The sequence below is a fragment of the Ancylobacter rudongensis genome, assembly GCF_900100155.1.
GTDB classification, from domain to species: Bacteria; Pseudomonadota; Alphaproteobacteria; order Rhizobiales; family Xanthobacteraceae; genus Ancylobacter; species Ancylobacter rudongensis.
Genome location: NZ_FMTP01000012.1, coordinates 22,698 through 40,382 on the forward strand (window position 1 = coordinate 22,698; position 17,685 = coordinate 40,382).

Annotated in this window: 8 protein-coding genes; all 8 read left to right on the top strand. The window is 60.3% G+C overall.

Annotated elements, in window-relative coordinates; all coding sequences use genetic code 11:
- Positions 1–38: 38 nt before the first annotated feature.
- On the top strand, positions 39–656 hold the full coding sequence (locus BLO63_RS20290; RefSeq protein ID WP_091444558.1) for a type IV toxin-antitoxin system AbiEi family antitoxin domain-containing protein: 618 nt from the start codon (positions 39–41) through the stop codon (positions 654–656).
- Positions 649–1,503 (top strand): nucleotidyl transferase AbiEii/AbiGii toxin family protein, encoded by an 855-nt coding sequence (locus BLO63_RS20295; protein WP_091444561.1) that lies wholly within the window; start codon positions 649–651, stop codon positions 1,501–1,503. The genes BLO63_RS20290 and BLO63_RS20295 overlap by 8 nt, the downstream gene beginning before the upstream one ends.
- A 70-nt stretch (positions 1,504–1,573) precedes the next feature.
- Complete coding sequence (locus BLO63_RS20300) at positions 1,574–6,721, top strand: DEAD/DEAH box helicase (RefSeq protein ID WP_091444565.1); 5,148 nt, start codon at positions 1,574–1,576, stop codon at positions 6,719–6,721.
- A complete protein-coding gene (locus BLO63_RS20305; RefSeq protein ID WP_244517998.1) occupies positions 6,721–9,507 on the top strand; it encodes a DEAD/DEAH box helicase in 2,787 nt (928 codons plus the stop codon). The genes BLO63_RS20300 and BLO63_RS20305 overlap by 1 nt, the downstream gene beginning before the upstream one ends.
- The gene (locus tag BLO63_RS20310; protein ID WP_091444569.1) at positions 9,507–14,318 is read left to right on the top strand and encodes an Eco57I restriction-modification methylase domain-containing protein; all 4,812 of its coding nucleotides are present in this window, start codon (positions 9,507–9,509) and stop codon (positions 14,316–14,318) included. The genes BLO63_RS20305 and BLO63_RS20310 overlap by 1 nt, the downstream gene beginning before the upstream one ends.
- On the top strand, positions 14,302–16,284 hold the full coding sequence (locus tag BLO63_RS20315) for a chromosome segregation protein SMC (protein ID WP_162841865.1): 1,983 nt from the start codon (positions 14,302–14,304) through the stop codon (positions 16,282–16,284). Before BLO63_RS20310 ends, BLO63_RS20315 begins: the two co-directional genes overlap by 17 nt.
- Positions 16,281–17,057 (top strand): HNH endonuclease, encoded by a 777-nt coding sequence (locus BLO63_RS20320; protein ID WP_091444575.1) that lies wholly within the window; start codon positions 16,281–16,283, stop codon positions 17,055–17,057. The genes BLO63_RS20315 and BLO63_RS20320 overlap by 4 nt, the downstream gene beginning before the upstream one ends.
- Before the next feature lie 362 nt (positions 17,058–17,419).
- On the top strand, positions 17,420–17,685 hold a 266-nt coding region (locus BLO63_RS20325), incomplete at its 3' end, for a transposase (RefSeq protein WP_143007100.1).

Consider the following 17,685-nt stretch of genomic DNA (forward strand, 5'->3'; position numbering starts at 1 on the left):
CCTCGGATAATAGATGCCACACTCCGAGCCTACATATCATGCCCGAAACCGCGTCCCAGCGCCACATTGCTCACTCCGTGCTGAAAGCGCGCGGTATTGCGCGTCTTGCCGAGCTGCGGACCGCGGGAGTGACCGCGGCAACTATGAGCCGCATGGAGCGGGATGGCGAGGTGCTCCGACTTGCGCGAGGGCTTTACCAACTCCCTGATGCGCCGCTCGACGCGCATCACAGTCTAGCCGAGGCAGCGAAACGGGTGCCTAAGGGTGTGGTCTGTCTCGTCTCGGCCCTCGCGTTCCATCAACTTACCGATCAGCTCCCAAGGCAGGTGTGGATCGCCATCGGCCAAAAGGATTGGGCTCCCAAGGGTGATGGGGCGCCAGTTCGGCTCGTGCGCTTCACGGATCGCCTCCTTACGGAAGGTGTCGAATCCCACACCGTCGAAGGGGTGCCCGTAAAGATTTTTGGGGTCGCCAAGACGGTCGCCGACTGCTTCCGGTATCGCAACAAGATAGGCCTGTCGGTGGCGATCGAGGGCCTCCAGGAGGCGCTGCGTCAACGCAAGACAACCCCTGGCGAAATCGTCAGGCAAGCCGATCGAGGAGCGATCGCGACGGTCATTCGACCCTATCTCGAGGCGCTGACCGCCAATGGCTAAGGAGATCAAGAATATCGGCGCCTCGGTGCGCGCCCGCCTCCTGCAGGTCGCCAAGGCAAGCGGTCAGAGCTTTGATCTTGTCCTGACGCGCTTTGCGCTCGAACGACTCCTCTTCCGGCTCAGCCAATCACCGCATGCGGACCGCTTCGTTCTGAAAGGCGCGATGCTGATGATGAGTTGGTTTGAGGATCCATATCGCGGCACGCGTGACCTCGATCTGTTGGGGTTTGGCGACCCTGAACCAGAGGCGATGCTCGCGACATTTCGAGGCATCCTGGCGCTCAACGATGATGATGGTGTGGAATTTGACGTCGATGCTCTTCGCGTCGATCGCATTCGCGAAGAGCTCGAATATGGCGGGCTGAGGCTGCGGACAACCGCCTCGATTAGCGGCGCCAGGATCAATCTGACGATCGACATCGGCTTCGGTGATGCGATGGAACCCGGTGCGGAGATGCTCGACTATCCCTCCATGTTGGCGTTTCCCGCACCGCGTCTGCGTGCCTACGCGCGCGAAACTGTTATTGCTGAGAAGTTTCAGGCGATGGTCGCGCTCGGACGCGCGAACAGTCGCATGAAGGATTTCTACGACATCTGGATCCTCAGCAAGTCGTTCGATTTCGCCGGCGACAGGCTCGCCCGCGCGATCGCTGCAACGTTTGCCCGGCGCGAGACAGCGGTTCCTGTCGATTTGCCCGATGCACTAACGCCGGCTTTCGCCAACGATGAACAAAAACAGCGACAGTGGAACGCCTTTGTCAGGGATGTTTCCGCTAATCCGGGAAGCTTGGAAGATGTCGTGAACAGCTTGGCTGATTTTCTGATGCCGCACGCTATACAAGCGTGAGCTTCAAATAATAATGGTTCAAAGTTGTAATTCGGATATCTCTTTTGGAGATGACTGAAGAGGGGGCGTCGTGGATATATTCGATCTCGATCAGGCGTTGATAGAGCGATACGAATCGTTCGCGCGCTCCTTTTCGGAGATTCATGCGCCGGAAATCCGTGCTCAGGTTGATGCTGCATATAACGAGCAGCGTTTTTGGCCGGAGCCGCTCATTACCATCAATCCGCATTTCGAGGCCGGTCATTCTGTCGAACAGCTTGTCGCTCAAGGCGTGTTGGATCCGGCCCTCAGCAAGATATTCGCCAGCGGTTCGGATCGGGCGCCGATCAAGCTTCACCGCCACCAGGAGCGTGCTGTCGCGAAAGCGCGCAATGGTGAGAGTTTCATCGTCACAACCGGTACGGGGTCCGGAAAATCGCTCTGCTTCTTCCTGCCGATCGTCGATGCAGTCGTGCGCGCACGGCGCGCAGGCGAGGCGCAGCGGACGCGCGCGATCATCATTTATCCCATGAACGCATTGGCCAACAGCCAACTTGAGGAGCTCGAAAAGTTCATCGGTGGCTCAGGGGTGGAAGAGGAGTTACGCCCGACCTTTGGTCGCTACACCGGCCAGGAGAGTGATGCGGATCGACAAGCCATCGCCAAGGCCAAACCCGACATTTTGCTCACGAACTTCATGATGCTCGAATTGCTCATGACGCGTCAGGACGAGCTCGATCGTGCCGTCATCGCCAATGCGCACGGCTTGGATTTCCTGGTCCTGGACGAACTGCACACATATCGCGGCCGCCAGGGCGCGGACGTCGCGATGCTGGTGCGTCGCGTCAAAGACCGCCTCGTCAAAGAGGGCAAGCTGCTTTGCATCGGTACGTCAGCGACGATGTCGAGCGCGCAGGATGAGATCGAGCGAGCAAGTGCCGTTGCTCGTGTCGGCAAGCTCATTTTTGGCGAAGAACTGAGTTCAGCCTCGATCATTGACGAGAACCTCGCGCGGGCCACGGACCCCAACATCAAGAGCACCAGCCTCGGAGCATCCCTCGTGGATGCAATCCGAGCGCCTATCCCGGCTACGCTCACGGATAAGGAGCTGTACGGCAATCCGCTCGCCTGCTGGATCGAGACTGAGATTGGACTGTCTGAAGGCGAAAAATTGCGGCGTCGCCCGCCTATGACGTTGAGCGACGCGACTGCCAAACTAGCGGCTCAGACAAAGATCCTCCCTGAGGAATGCAGGAGCGCTCTTGCCGGAATGCTGTCTTTGATGGGGCGTCGCGAAGATCTTCGCGGCGGCATCAGCGATCGTGCATTTCTGGCGTTTAAGCTTCATCGCTTTATTTCCGGCGCGGGGCATGCCTACGCAACGATCGAACCTGCCACCGGCCGGCGCGTCGTTTTGGAAGGGCAGGTCTTCCACCCCTCCGATCCGAATGCGCGCCTATATCCGGTCTTCTTTTGCCGGGAATGTGGCCAAGAACACCATAGCGTGCGCATTGAGAATGCGCTCGATGGTATCCGGGTTCTTGCGCGGGCCATCGACGAGCCGGCGAGTGAAGACCCAGAACCAGACGGTTCGCGAACCGGCTTCCTAATTCCCGCGGTCAATGCCGACTTTCAGTTCGGCGGCGCTGTCGCTGACTATCCGGACGATTGGCAGGAAACCACGCCGGCAGGCCAGGAACGCCTTAAAGGAGGACATCGCGGCAAGCACGAGGGGCAACTCCTCTTTGTGAAGCCCGATGGGTCGCTCGGCGACGATGGGGTGCCAGCATGGTTCTTCGGCGGCAAATATCGCTTCTGCCCCCATTGCCGCCATCAGCCGCCTCAACAGGCACGCGACATCAACAAGCTGGCGGGTCTGTCGGCTGAAGGCCGTAGTTCAGCGACGACGCTCATCGTCTCGACCATCCTGGCGTGGATGGAGGCCGACGGCACGCTTGAGGAAAGCACACGCAAACTCCTGGGCTTCACAGACAATCGCCAGGATGCGGCCCTGCAGGCAGGGCATTTCAATGACTTCATTTTCGTCTGCTTGCTCCGTGGCGGCATCTTACGTGCCGTGCGGGACGCGGGTCAGAAGGGCTTGGCGGACGTTCGGTTCGGGGAGGCTGTTCGCAAGGCGCTTGGTTTCGATCTGGAGGAATCTGAGCGGCTCTCCGATTGGATGGCCGATCCGCGCGTAAAGGGATTCCACAACCGGCAGGCGGCCGAGGAAGTGCTAACCTCGATCCTGGCACATCGCGTATGGGCGGATCTTCGGAAGGGTTGGCGTTTCACAAACCCCAATCTCGAAGAAGCCGGCCTCGTCGAGGTGCGGTTTCCCGGACTGGGTGAGCTGGCGGGCGACGACGAAGAGTTCGCTGGTAATCCACGGCTGGCGGCGAGCACACCCCAATTGCGGGCCAGACTCTTCACGCTGCTCTTCGACTATATGCGTCGCGGCCTTGCGATTGCCACCGAAGCGTTGGATCGCCAGCGGATATTGCAGGTCGCCGAGACGTCCAGAAATCACCTGCGCGATCCCTGGCTGATCGATCAAAACGAAGAACAGGAACTGCGGCAGGCCGGATTCCTAATGATTGATCCGCCGAGCAAAGCGGAGATTAGCGCTGCGGAAGATGTACTGATCGTGCGGGCCGGCTGGCGGACGGCGTTGGGTAAGAGCCTGCGCAGTAAGGATCTGTGGGGCGAGCCGCTGCCCGTTAAAGAATATGACGATGTTATCGCCACACTCCTGCGTGCTGCCGAAAATCACCAGGTCGTCCGGCGGGTAGTTACGGGTGGAGACGCTCCTGCGTGGCGTCTGTCATCGACTGCCTTGCGCCTATTTCCGGCAACCAAGAGGGCCGACGGCAAACGCGAAAATCCCTTCTTCCGTACGCTCTATGAAGACGTTGCGGGGATGCTGGGGCAGGAGGGCAACTTGCCCTTCGCCTTCGAGGCTCGGGAGCACACCGCCCAGGTCGATCAGAAAGTTCGTGCTTGGCGGGAAGATCGGTTTCGGTTCGGGAAGTCAGATATCGAAAGGATCGCCCAGAACCGCGACGAAATGCGCCAGGAAGGCGAACCCGCCAGTTTTCTTCCGGCGCTGTTCTGTTCACCGACGATGGAGCTCGGCGTCGATATCAGCGCGCTGAACGCTGTTTTTCTCAGGAATGCGCCGCCAACCCCGGCAAATTACGTGCAGCGAGCCGGCCGTGCCGGCCGCAGTGGTCAAGCAGCGCTTGTCGTCACCTATTGTGCTGCGCAGTCCCCCCATGACCAATATTATTTCAACAACAGGCAAGGGCTTGTTGCGGGCGTCGTAAAGCCACCAGCCCTCGATCTTGCCAATCGCGATCTGCTGCGGAGCCATCTCCATGCCGAATGGCTGGCGGCGGCCGTGGTGCCGCTGAAGCCGTCCATCCCTGAAAACTTGAACATGGCAACACCGGAGATGCCGATCTCCGATCCAATCCAAGCGGTGTTCGAAAAGCTTGCCGCAAGCGGAGCCGCAAAGCCCACGATGCGGCGCCTTCTTGATCAGACTGTCAGCGCGGTAGAGTTGGCCGACGCGCCGTGGCTGGCCGATATTGACGCCTTCGTCGATGAAACCAACCGGGAAGCCGCGCAGAATTTCGCAAGCAGCTTCAGTCGGTGGCGTGAGCTCTACCGAAGCGCACGCCGTGAGCAGGATGAGGCGCATCAAATCCAGCAGAAGACGTCCTTCAAACCGGGCGAACGCAAAGAGGCTGCGCGCCGTCATTTCCGGGCGACTGAAGAACTCGACATGCTTGAGCGCGGACAGGCTTCGAACGGGTCCGATTTTTACACTTATCGATATCTGGCGACCGAAGGATTTCTACCGGGATACAACTTCCCGCGTCTCCCGCTCTATGCTTTCATTCCTGCGACCAAACGTGCGGCCGTCCTGCAGAGGCCGCGTTTTCTCGCCATTTCCGAGTTCGGTCCCAACAGTCTGATTTATCACGAGGGGCGCGCCTACCGGGTTGTCCGTGCGAAGCTGCCGGCGCACGGTCGCCTCGACGATGGCAAACTGGCAACCACCAGCCTCATCCTGTGCGGCGAATGTGGAGCGGCTCACACTGATGACAAGCTCGAGCGATGTCACGCGTGCGGGGCGTCGTTGGCCGGGGTGGATCGGCTCGACAATGTCTATCGGATCGACAATGTCGAAACCGCGCCGTCGTCTCGCATCACGGCGAATGATGAGGACCGGCAAAGGCGCGGTTTTGAGATCCAGACCGTTTTCCAGTGGCAATTCGAAAAAGGCGTTCCCGATATCCGCACGCTCACCTTGCGTTCGGAAGCAGGGCCGTTGTTGCTTCTCGATTATGGCGCGCGCGCGAAGCTATCGCGCGTCAACAAGGGGCTTCGCCGTCGGAAGTCAAAGTCGATAAACGGGTTCTGCATCGATCCGACGTCAGGCCGGTGGGTAAAGGATACGCTCAACGGCGGGGATGATGATGACATGGACGTCACGATCCCGAAGTCGCAGCGGATCGTGCCGATCGTCGAGGACCATAAGAACGCGCTTCTGGTACGGCCGCTTGCAAATTTTGACGAGCGGCAGATGGCAACCCTGCAGCATGCTCTTCTGCGGGGCATCCAGATTGTCGCCGAGCTTGAAGAAGGCGAACTCTTGGGCGAGCCGTTGCCTGCGCGCGAGGACCGCAAAGCGATCCTGCTTTACGAGGCGACGGAGGGGGGAGCAGGTGTTCTGAACCGCCTTGTCTCCGATCCGCGCCGAACGGCGGAGATCGCCCATCAGGCCCTAGATCTCATGCACTATGATTTCGCGCCGGACAGCGGCGGCCTCAAGGAGCGGACGGATGCTTGCGTCGCCGGCTGTTACCGCTGCCTGCTTTCATACTTCAACCAGCCCGATCATAATCTGATCGATCGTCGCGACGCGGAGGTCACGGCTTTTCTCTGTCAGCTTGCGGAGCCTAAGGTCCTGCCCGCTGGACAGGTAGAGGCCGCAAGCGGCTGGCTTAGTGCGATAGGCCGTTGGGGATTGCCAGCACCATCCCCGCGCAAGGTCGACGGCACTTTATACGAGCTTTATTGGCCAAGCTTTCAGGTGCTCGCGGTGTCAGGTCGTGTACCGGACAGGCTTGCCACGGCATGCGCCGATTTGGGGGTGGATGTCGTCGAGCTTCCGGAAGTGCCTGGCGAAGCCGCGCCGAGGGAATTGGTTGAGTTGTTGGGGGCGGCGTAGTGGAAGCGGTCAAATTTTCACCGGGAGATCTTGTCGAGGCGCGGGGACGCGAGTGGGTCGTCCTTCCGTCCCCGGATGACGACATCCTCAATGTGCGGCCCTTGTCGGGCTCGGAGGCCGATGCGCAACGAATTGCGCTAGCGCTTGAAGTCAATCCCGTCAGGCCTGCGCGATTTGCACCACCAACACCCGAGCGGCGAGACACCCAGGACGGTGCGCGGTTGCTGGCGGATGCGCTGCGTCTGTCGCTTCGCCGAGGCGCCGGCCCGTTCCGGAGCGCTGCGCATCTCGGCGTGGAGCCGCGCGCCTATCAGCTTGTGCCGCTGATGATGGCTTTGAAGCTGCCGGTGGTGCGGTTGCTGATCGCCGACGATGTGGGGATCGGCAAGACGATCGAGGCGGGATTGATCGTTCGCGAGATGCTCGACCGTGGCCTGATCGACCGCTTCTCCGTGCTGTGTCCGCCCCATCTCGTCGAGCAATGGGTGAGTGAGCTTGCAGAAAAGTTCGACATTGACGCCGTGGCCGTGACCTCGGCCAGGGCGCGCAGCCTAGAGCGTGGTCTTCCAGCGGCTCAAAGCCTATTTGAAGCCTATCCGCACACTGTCGTCAGCCTCGACTATATCAAGGCTGACAACCGCCGCGACGAATTTGCCCGGGCGTGCCCGTCCCTGGTGATCGTTGATGAAGCGCATGCGTGTATCGGCGGAGATCGCGGCAGACATCAGCGTTTCGAGCTTCTCGAACGCCTCGCCTCCGATGAGGAACGCCACATGCTGCTGCTGACGGCAACGCCGCACAGTGGTGATGAAGCGGCGTTCGATCGTCTGCTGGGACTCATTAGCCTGGACTTCGCGGGAGGTCCCCAAGGCGATGAGAATGCGCGCATGCGATACGCACGCCGCCTCGCTCAACATTATGTCCAGCGGCGCCGACCCGATATCACGGAGTCCGGTTGGCACGAGGAACGGACTTTCCCTGTTCACCAGGTGAAGGATGAGCCTTTCACTCTCAGCGGCGAGTTCGGCGCCTTCCATGATCGCGTTTTGGATTATTGTCTCGCTGTTACGCAGCGCGCCGGTTCTGACCAGCGCAGCCGACGGCTCGCTTTTTGGGGGACGCTCGCGCTCATGCGATGTGTCGGCTCCTCGCCGGCGGCGGCGATCAACGCGCTGCGCAATCGGTTGTCCGGTGTGGTCGACGAAGAGGCGATGCAGCCCGTCGTCTTCGATGAAGACGAAGGCCTGCTCGACCAGGGTGATGTGGAGCCCGGTACCGCCAGCGACAATGCCGAAGAGCGCGGCGAACTTACCGAATTGATAGCGATTGCTGAATCCCTTGATCGCCGTCGCGGCGAGGATCCCAAGGTGGCACGGCTACTGAAGGTTCTAAAAGGGCTGCTTCCGGAAGGAGCCAAACCGGTCATCTTCTGCCGGTTCATCGCAACGGCGGAGGCGCTAGGCGAAGAGATCAAGCGTGCTTGGCCAAAGACCGACGTGGCGGTCGTGACAGGGCGTCTCCCGCCTGAAGAGCGGCGAACTCGCGTCGACCAGCTTGAAGACTCCGAGAGCCGAGTCCTCGTCGCGACGGACTGCCTGTCCGAGGGCATCAATCTGCAAGCGCTGTTCGATGCCGTCGTTCACTACGATTTAAGCTGGAATCCGACCCGTCACCAGCAGCGCGAGGGGCGCGTCGACCGATTTGGCCAGCGCTCGCCTGTGGTCCGCTCGGTGACGATCTTCGGCGACAACAGCGCGATTGATGGCGCAGTCTTGCAGGTCATCCTGCGAAAAGCGGACGCTATTCGGAAGGCGACGGGCATTTCGGTGCCGATGCCCGAAGACAGCGAAGGCGTGACCTCCGCGCTCATGCAAGCACTTATGCTTCGCGCTGGCGGACACCGAGAGCAGTTGGCTTTCGATTTCGGCCTTTCAAGCGAGCGCCTCGACGGCAAATGGCGCGACGCCGAGGAAAACGCGAAAGCAAGTCGCGCGCGCTACGCGCAAGGCGCGCTGAAACCCGACGACGTGCTTCCGGAGTGGAGGCAGATGCGGGCGCTAAACGGGGGGCCGACGGAAGTTGCGCGCTTTACGGAACGCGCTTTGAAGCGCGCGGGCGCACCATTGGAGAAAGCCGGTCAACATCATCTGGTGCATCTGGATGCGATGCCTGACGCCATTAAGGAACGCTTGGAAGCGCGTGGTCTGCGGGGGACGCGAAGGGTTGGCTTTGAGGATGATCCGGCGCCGGGTGTGACGCACCTCGGGCGGGTCCACCCCCTGGTTGCAAGTTTGGCAGAAAGCTTGGCGGAGGGTGCGCTAGATCCGGAAGGGGCAGCATTTCGTCCCCTTGGCCGGTGCGGCGCCTGGCGAACCCGCGCCGTCACCCAGATGACAACACTGATGCTGTTGCGCCTTCGTTTCAAGCTCATCACCAGCGGTCGCACAAACCGCCTGCTGCTGGCCGAGGAAGCGACGGGGATCGCGTTCGGCGGATTGGCTGCGGCGCCGATTCTCGAAGGACCTTCTGCCATTGAGCTTCTCGAGGCGGAGGCGACCGGAAATCTTGATGAACTCGCCGCCGTGCGTCAGCTCCAGAGAGCTCACGAACGACTGGTGAGCTACCAACCGGCGATAGAGGCCTTCGCAGCCGAACGCGGAGCGGCGCTTTCGGCCGACCATCTTCGGCTGACGGAAGCCGCGCGCGGCGGGGCGACGGTCGAGGTCGTTCCTGTTTTGCCAGCGGACGTCATAGGTCTCTATGTTCTCCTTCCGGAGGGCGAGTGATGGCCCGTCATCTCAAGCGCGCTGCCAATATCGGGCTCACTGCCGTCTCGATCGAGGGAGGATTGATCTCTCCCGATCAGGTTGCGGTGATCGCCTCCACCGCTCCCGACCAGAAAGCGGCCGCGGAATACGGCTGCCCCAAAGGGACGAACCTGCGAGACGAGATCACGCGCTATTTCAGGATCGGCCAAGCGCATTGGCAGGCATATGCCAGATTAGCAGCGCCGACCGAGGTTCAGACTGGCGCCTTTGTTAAGAGCCTGCTCGAGGAGGCGTTCGGGTTTGAAGGCCTGCACGGCCCAAATCTGCACCAGCAAGATGGTCACACTTATCGTATCACCCTTGAGGCAAAGGGCGGCAGGGTGCCCGTCGTCGTGGCCGCACCTTTGTCTGAAGCAGATGCGTTCACTAAATCGCTTCCGAACCTTGGCGACGATCATGGTGGCACGATCCCGAGGCGTTCGCCGAGCGTGTTACTTCAGGACTGGCTAAACGCGAACGCCGAATTCTTATGGGGTCTAGTCTTTGCCGGCGACCGCCTCCGCCTCATGCGGGACAACGCCAGCTTCACCCGCCCAACCTACATCGAAGCGGATTTGGGGGCGATATTCCGGGACGAGATGTTCGCAGACTTCACTGCGACGTGGCTGCTGATCCATGCGACCCGTTTCGGCGGGGAAAATGCTGCGGCGGCCGATTGCGCGTTGGAGCGCTGGCGCGAGGCTGGATTACGAGCCGGAACGGCGGCGCGCCATCGACTTGGCAAGAGCGTCAAGGAAGCATTGCTGGCGCTTGGCCAAGGGTTCCTGGATGCGAACCCTGACCTTCGGGTGAAGCTCGATGAAAATCATACCAGCATGAATGCCTGGTTTGAGCAGCTCCTACGCATTGTCTATCGGTTGATCTTCTTGGCGGTCGCGGAGGATCGTGAGCTTCTACATGGACCGGACGCGTCGGAGGCAGCTCGTGATCTCTATGCATCCGCTTACGGCTTCAGCCATATGCGAGATCGGTCGGCTCGACGTTCCTCGCACGATCACCATCATGATGCCTGGGAGGCGGCGAAGATCGTCTTCCGAGGGCTGGAGCACGGCGAGAAGCTACTCGGATTGCCAGCGCTAGGTGGGCTTTTCACGCGCGGTGAGACTCCCGATCTGGACGAAGCGAAGCTGCCGAACCGCGCATTCCTGCGGGCTATCTTCCACCTGAGCTGGCTCATCGAAGATGGGCGGCGCGTGCGGGTTAATTGGCGGGACATGGCGACGGAAGAGCTTGGCTCCGTCTACGAAGGTTTGCTTGAGCTTGTTCCTATTCGGGAGGACCATGGACGACGCTTCGGCTTTGCCGAGGCCGATGAAGCGAAGGGCAATGCACGCAAGACTTCCGGCAGTTACTACACGCCGGACAGTCTCGTGCAGACGCTGCTCGACTCCACGCTCGAACCTGTGCTCATGCAGGCGGAAGCGGAGGGAGGGGCCGAGGCGATCCTTAGGCTATCGGTGATCGATCCAGCATGCGGCTCGGGTCATTTCCTGCTTGGCGCCGCGCGCCGGATGGCGGCACGAGTGGCGCAATTGCGCGACAGCGAGGCTCCCGATTACCCGGCGGCGATGCGCGATGTCGTCCGCCATTCGATCTATGGCGTCGACCGCAATCCGATGGCGGTTGAACTCGCAAAGGTCGCGCTTTGGATTGAGGCGCTGGAGCCAGGAAAGCCACTTACCTTTCTCGACAACCATATCCGCTGCGGCGACAGCTTAATAGGTGTTTTCAGCATCGAGGCGTTGCGAGACGGCATTCCCGATGAAGCTTACGAGCCCTTGGCGGGAGACGACAAGGAGCTGTCGAAGGTCTATCTTCGGCGCAATAAGGAACAGCGCGAGGGCAAAGGCTCAACGGGCTTCCTCGCCGGCCTTAAACCACCGGCGGCGCTTATCGACGCAGCGCGCACGCTGGCGGAGATGCCCGAGAATACACTAGCCGAGATTGCTGCCAAAGAGAGGGCCTTCAACCAACTTCACAAAGGGCCGGGCTGGTTCAATCTGAAACTGGCCTGCGATGCTTATGTGGCTGCGTTCTTCCAGCCTAAGACCGGTGCTGCGCCAGGGCCAGCCAACATAGCGACAACGATGCCCGAAACTGATCACATGTGGGCGGCAGCGCGGGGCGACGCACTCCCGGGCCCGCTCGTAGGGACGATCGACAGGACGGCAAGCGGAGTGAGTGCATTCCATTGGCCGCTTGAATTCCCCGCCATCATGGCACGCGGCGGTTTTGATGTCGTGGTGGGCAATCCTCCATGGGAAAGGATCAAGCTGCAGGAGCAGGAGTTCTTCGCAGCGCGGGATCCCGAGATTGCCACGGCGCCGAACAAAGCAGCGCGCTCAGTGCTCATAAAGGCGCTGAAACAGGCCGAAGCCGGCACTGCTCGGGCAGATCTCGCCGCCGAGTTTGAGTTCGCAAGTCGTGCGGCGGAGGCTGCCAGCGTCTTTGTGCGGAAGAGCGGTCGGTTCCCACTCAGCGGCATGGGCGACGTGAACACCTATGCATTGTTTGCGGAACATTTTGCTCGTCTGGTCCGAGCGCGGGGACGGGCCGGCGTCATCGTTCCGACAGGGATTGCGACCGATAGTTCGACGAGTGCCTTTTTCGGCAATCTCGTCGCGAACAATCAACTCGCGACGCTGTTGAGCTTTGACGAGATCAGGAGGTGGTTTCCAACCACGGACGATCGAAAGTCTTTCTCTCTGCTGAGTATCGGCGAATCTAACCGCGGAGTCCGTGCGTCGTTTGAGATCGGACAACTCGACCATTTGGCCGACGAGCGAAGGCAGATCGAACTCACACCTGAAGATTTCGAGTTGTTCAATCCAAACACGCTCACCGCGCCACTTTTCCGCACAAGGGGCGACCGCGATCTGACCCGCAAGCTTTACCGGGCAGCGCCGGTGCTGATCCGCGACCGGCCCGGTCATCCGGATGGCGATTTGAATCCTTGGGGCGTCACCTTTCAAACGCTGTTCCACATGTCGAACGACAGTGGGTACTTCCGCACAGCCGCTCAGCTTACCGGGGAGAACTTCCGACGTGACAGGACGGATTGGTGCCATGCCGACGGGCGGCGCTATGTTCCGCTCCTAGAAGCGAAGATGATTCATCATTTCGATCACCGCTTCGGCTCGTATGCCGGTCTTTCCGAGCGGCCGGGCGACGGTTCACTGCCCTCGACGCCGGATGCGATCAAGGCCGATTCGAGCTATGAGGCGGAACCTTGGTACTGGGTGCCGCTCGCCGAGACGGAACTGCGGGCAGCTCGCGTACCCGCTCGGCTTAAGCAATACTTCCGGAAAGACAACGCCGAGGGCTGCCTGAAGGTGCTGGCGCAATGGGTGCTCGGCACACTCGACTCAAGCGATCTCCAAGCAAGCAATTTGGCCCGCTCCGCTGACCGGGCACGGTCGCATTTGCGCGACGTGCTGGGTCCCCGTTCCCTTGAGCGCGGCATCGTCGGTGGCACATTTGCGACTTGGCTCAATAAGAACGCTGATGGCGCGCGCGAGATGGGCCGCGAGACGCCATTATCGGAAGACGATATCGCTTTCATCAAGGCGCAGGGCGCAGACCCGCTTGCGCTCACGGCCGCTCTTATTAATCGTAAACAACCGCGTTGGCTGATGGGCTGGAGAGATATCTGTCGCTCCACAGACGAACGGACTGTGATTGCGTCCGTCTTTCCCAAGGTGGGAGCGGGCGACAAAATCTTGATGATGCATCATACGCGCGGCGTTGAGACTGCGGTCCCGCTTCTGGCGAATTTGATCTCCTTGCCACTCGATTTCGCTGCACGACAGAAAGCTGGCGGTACGTCCTTTAAATATTACTACATGAAGCAGCTGCCTGTTCTGAGCCCACACCAATTCACCCGCGAGGATCATTCTTTTATCGCATCGCGCGTGCTCGAACTCACATATACCTCGCACTCAATGCGCCTTTGGGCAGAAGACCTTGGCCATTCGGGGCCGCCGTTCGCCTTTGATTTGCTGCGCCGCGCGGCTTTGCGTGCCGACCTCGATGCGCTGTTTGCTATCAAGTACGGACTTACGCGGGATGAGCTTCGCTATGTGCTCGATCCAGCCGACACCAGTGGGGCGGAATATCCCTCGGAAACCTTCCGCGTTCTCAAGCGCAACGAAGAGACTGGCTTGGGCGAGTTTCGCACGCGCCGCCTTGTGCTCGAAGCCTATGATCGATTGTCGGGATCGCACGTAGCAAGCCAACCAATTGAGCTCCACTCTATCCGGCCAACGTCGCTCGATGTCACTCTGCCAGATGATGTATGGGCTCGGACTCAACAATCCAACGCTGGAGATACGGGGGCCATCTTGGCTGCGGTTCTCAAGGCGATGGATGGGCCGAGGTCGATCCGAAACGTTCGTCTCGCTGCTGCATTCATCATGGAGCCGCGTCTGCTTGTTCCGCTCCTGCCTCCCGCCAAAGCGGCTGAGTGGCGTCGCCTGATAGGGGTGGAGTCCGATCCTCTTGCCAGCAATGTCGCGACATTCGTCGCGAGGAACAACACAGCGTGGGGCGCCGCTCTGCGAAACCACCGCGGCAATGGACGGCTGGTTGAGGATCTCCAGCGCGGGACATGGGCATCTGGTCCCGGTTTGGAGGCCATCGATACTTCCGGATGGCCTGACGGTCGCGCAAGCTTCGTGTTCGGTGCTCTGGAGAACATCAACTTAGACGCGGCGGTGGATTCGCTGCCCGCTGACATACAGCAGTGGGTGATCAATGCCGCAGCAGCCTGACCTTCTCGACCCGCAGCTTCTGACGGTAAGCCCAGCTGAAGGGTTCGAAGGGCCGCGGCTTTGGGTTCGACGACTTGTCATATGGAAGGAGCCTGGTGGGGAGAAGGTGCGGGACATCGAGCTTCGCCCCGGCCTGAACATCGTCTGGTCACCGGATGGAGCAGATGATGCCGCCCTGGCGGGTCAAACAAATGCCGTCGGGCATGGTAGCGGCAAAACGCTTTTCTGCCGGCTTATCCGCTATTGCCTTGGCGAGGATCGCTTCGCCACCGAGCCCCAACGTGATCGGATCGGCACCGCATTCTTGAATGGCATCGTGGGTGCCGAGATCATACTAGACGGAATCTGCTGGGCGATCGTTCGCCCACTTGGCGTGCGTCGGCGACATATGGCTGTACCGGGCGGAAATCTCGATGAGATCGCCGCTGGCGAGGGCGCTTCAACGGGAATGGAGCCGTTCGTCGAGGCGATCGATCAGCAAATCATCACCCCCGCGCTTGCCCAATTGGTTCGCCCGCAAGCAAACGGGCCTATATGGCCGATCGCGCTCGCCTGGCTGACCCGGGACCAAGAGTGTCGATTTGACGATGTCCTTGACTGGCGATCGCCGACCTCGGACTCCGATTCACCGATGCCCGCGAGCGGACAGGAGAAGGGACCAAGGCTTGAAGCGCTCCGTTCGTTTCTGATGGCGATCACGCCTGAGGAACAGGCCACGCGTGGTGAAGTGAATAGCCTCAGCGAGGAACGCCGAGTCCTGGATCAAGAGATTGGCCATCGCCGGTGGGAAATCGAACGCACGCAAACACGGCTCGTTACGGGTCTCGGCCTTGAGGGGCAGTCGCTTCCAGAGATGCCATTGCTGATCGACCTCATGCGCAGGTCCGCCAGCACGCGCTTGGCGTCGGCAAGCAAGATTCCGACTGGCGGCGACGCTGAACTCGCCGCAGCACGCGAGCAACGAGAGGCCGCGAGAAATGAATGGGCGCGCCTAGAAGGCGAACGTATCCGTATCGGGGCGCTAATCCCCGCTGAAGAACGCACATTGGCGATGATACGCGGGGAATTGTCGGGGCTTTCCTATTCGAAAGTCGAAGCCGAAAGCCCGATCTGCCCGATATGCGAAGTCCCCATCGACCGCGCTCTGGCAGAAGGCTGCAAGCTCTCGCACAAAATTCCGGATGCCGACGCCTGTCGGCAGCGTTGGTATCAACAACAAGCTGATCACGACTCCCAAGCGAAGCGAGTTGAGGATCTGCGGCAAGAGCAGACGAAGCTCTTGCCCCAGATTGCTCTGGCCAAGCAGCACTTCGATCGATCCGTCGATCACGTCACGAACATCGAGAAGACCCGGGATGCCCGAGAGTCCACTTGGTACACCGCCCGCAGGCTGCAAGACGATGTTGAGCGCCTTGCAGAACTCCTCGAAACGCAGGAGGCGGGTATCAAGCGCCTGCGCGAATTGGGCACAAAACTAGAGACTGAGAGAGAGCGGCTGGGCACCTTTCGTGACAAACAGGCCCGGGTTTTCGGACGCTTGAGCGAGAAGTTCGACCCGATCGTCCGACGGTTGGTCGGCCACGACGCAAAGGGCCGGATCACCCTTAGCGGGAACGGGCTTGATCTGTCGGTAGACATGGGCGGCGACCGCAGGACGGCCGCGATCGACTCTCTCAAGGTTCTGGCTTTCGACCTCGCTGCGATGTGCGTGAGCATCGAAGGAGCGACCCGTGTGCCGCCATTTCTGCTTCACGACAGCCCGCGTGAGGCCGATCTTGGCTTGTCAATTTATGGACGGCTTTTCGATATCGTTCAGGATTTGGAGCGCGTCGGCGGAAAGCCACTGTTTCAGTACATCGTAACAACAACCACGGCACCTCCGACCGAGTTCAGGGAACGTCGCTACCTGCAGCTAAAATTGCATGGCGATCCGCCCGTGCAGCGCTTGCTCAGGGTTGACCTATGAGCGGCACCGAAGAGCGTCTTCTGGCTTATCCCTTCGTCCTTCTTTCTGAGCTGCGCGATGCCGCGAACGAGCATGGATACCGTATTGGTCCTGAAGAGGCTGGTGGATGGATCTTCTTCCGGTCGGCCAGTGCGCCGGGGGAGATCGGACTGGCCGCCGCAGACGGCACCGGTCCATTCTTTCTGTCTCTGATGCTTCCGGGAGTGGCGCGGGCGCTGGACGCCCAACCCGCGGCACCTTGCGCCAAAGGTCATGCAGGGGCCTTCATGTTTGCAACGCGTGATGAGTTGCATGCCGGGGTCCAAGCTGTGTACCGCCTGTCAGTTAGCTTGCCCAACTTTCCCCTTGAGAAGTACGAAAACGCTGTCGCGGGGGTCGGCGAGACTGAAGGCGAACGCGCGCAAAAATTCAGGATCGGGCAGAACATCTTTCGCGATGCCTTGATGGAATACTGGAGCGGAACCTGTCCGTTGAGCGGAATTTCCAGTCCCGAGCTGCTGAGAGCCTCGCACATGATCCCATGGTCCGATTGCACGACCGACGCACAGCGCCTCGACGTGCATAACGGACTTCTGCTGTCCGCTCTGTGGGACGCTGCATTCGATGCGGGGCTAGTGACATTCGACGACGATGGCGCGATTTTAACCTCTCCTCAGTTGGAGGTCGCCGCGCATCAAGCGTTGGGTTTAGGAAAGACGCTACGGTTGGCACTACGGGACGAGCATCGGCCCTATCTAGTCTATCACCGTAACCACGTTTGGATGCAGAGATAGGCAAGGGAAGCCGGAGCGCTCGCGATACGTCCGGTCGCGGCCTAATGGCGCTGCGTGACGAAGCGTGATATGGCTCTAGTGACGGTACTTCTTGAGGTGCGCAGAATGGCGCAGTGGAGCGCCGCGTCATTAGTCATCGGGCGATTGATGTCGATAGATGGCGAAGTCGCAAGATTTTTTTCCCGACGATTTTTCCTTTAAAATCAACACCGTAAGATTTTGACGGCCCATGGGTCGGCTTCCGGTGTCGAAGACAAGAAAAAAGCCAGATATATCAACAACATATCTGGGTTCAGAATGACGTTGCCCCTCCTGTCTAATCCAGATTGAAGTTCGTTCTGGCCCATTTAGAGGACCAGGACATGAGGCGCAGCCGCTTCACGGAAGAGCAGATCATCGGCATCCTGAAGGAGCACGAGGCTGGGGTGCCGGTCTCGGACCTGTGCCGGAAGCACGGGGTCAGTGACGCCAGCATCTACAAGTGGAAGGCCCGTTTCGGCGGGATGGATGTGTCGGAGGCCAAACGGCTGCGGGCGCTCGAGGATGAGAACGCCAAGCTGAAGCGCATGCTCGCCGACGCCATGTTGGACAACGTCGCGCTGAAGGATCTGCTGGGAAAGAAGTGGTG

What these genes read in the sequence shown, in the direction of transcription:
- BLO63_RS20290 (WP_091444558.1), top strand. Translation starts at nt 39, where the DNA reads ATGCCCGAAACCGCGTCCCAGCGCCACATTGCTCACTCCGTGCTGAAA.
- BLO63_RS20315 (WP_162841865.1), top strand. Translation starts at nt 14,302, where the DNA reads ATGCCGCAGCAGCCTGACCTTCTCGACCCGCAGCTTCTGACGGTAAGC.
- BLO63_RS20295 (WP_091444561.1), top strand. Translation starts at nt 649, where the DNA reads ATGGCTAAGGAGATCAAGAATATCGGCGCCTCGGTGCGCGCCCGCCTC.
- BLO63_RS20320 (WP_091444575.1), top strand. Translation starts at nt 16,281, where the DNA reads ATGAGCGGCACCGAAGAGCGTCTTCTGGCTTATCCCTTCGTCCTTCTT.
- BLO63_RS20310 (WP_091444569.1), top strand. Translation starts at nt 9,507, where the DNA reads ATGGCCCGTCATCTCAAGCGCGCTGCCAATATCGGGCTCACTGCCGTC.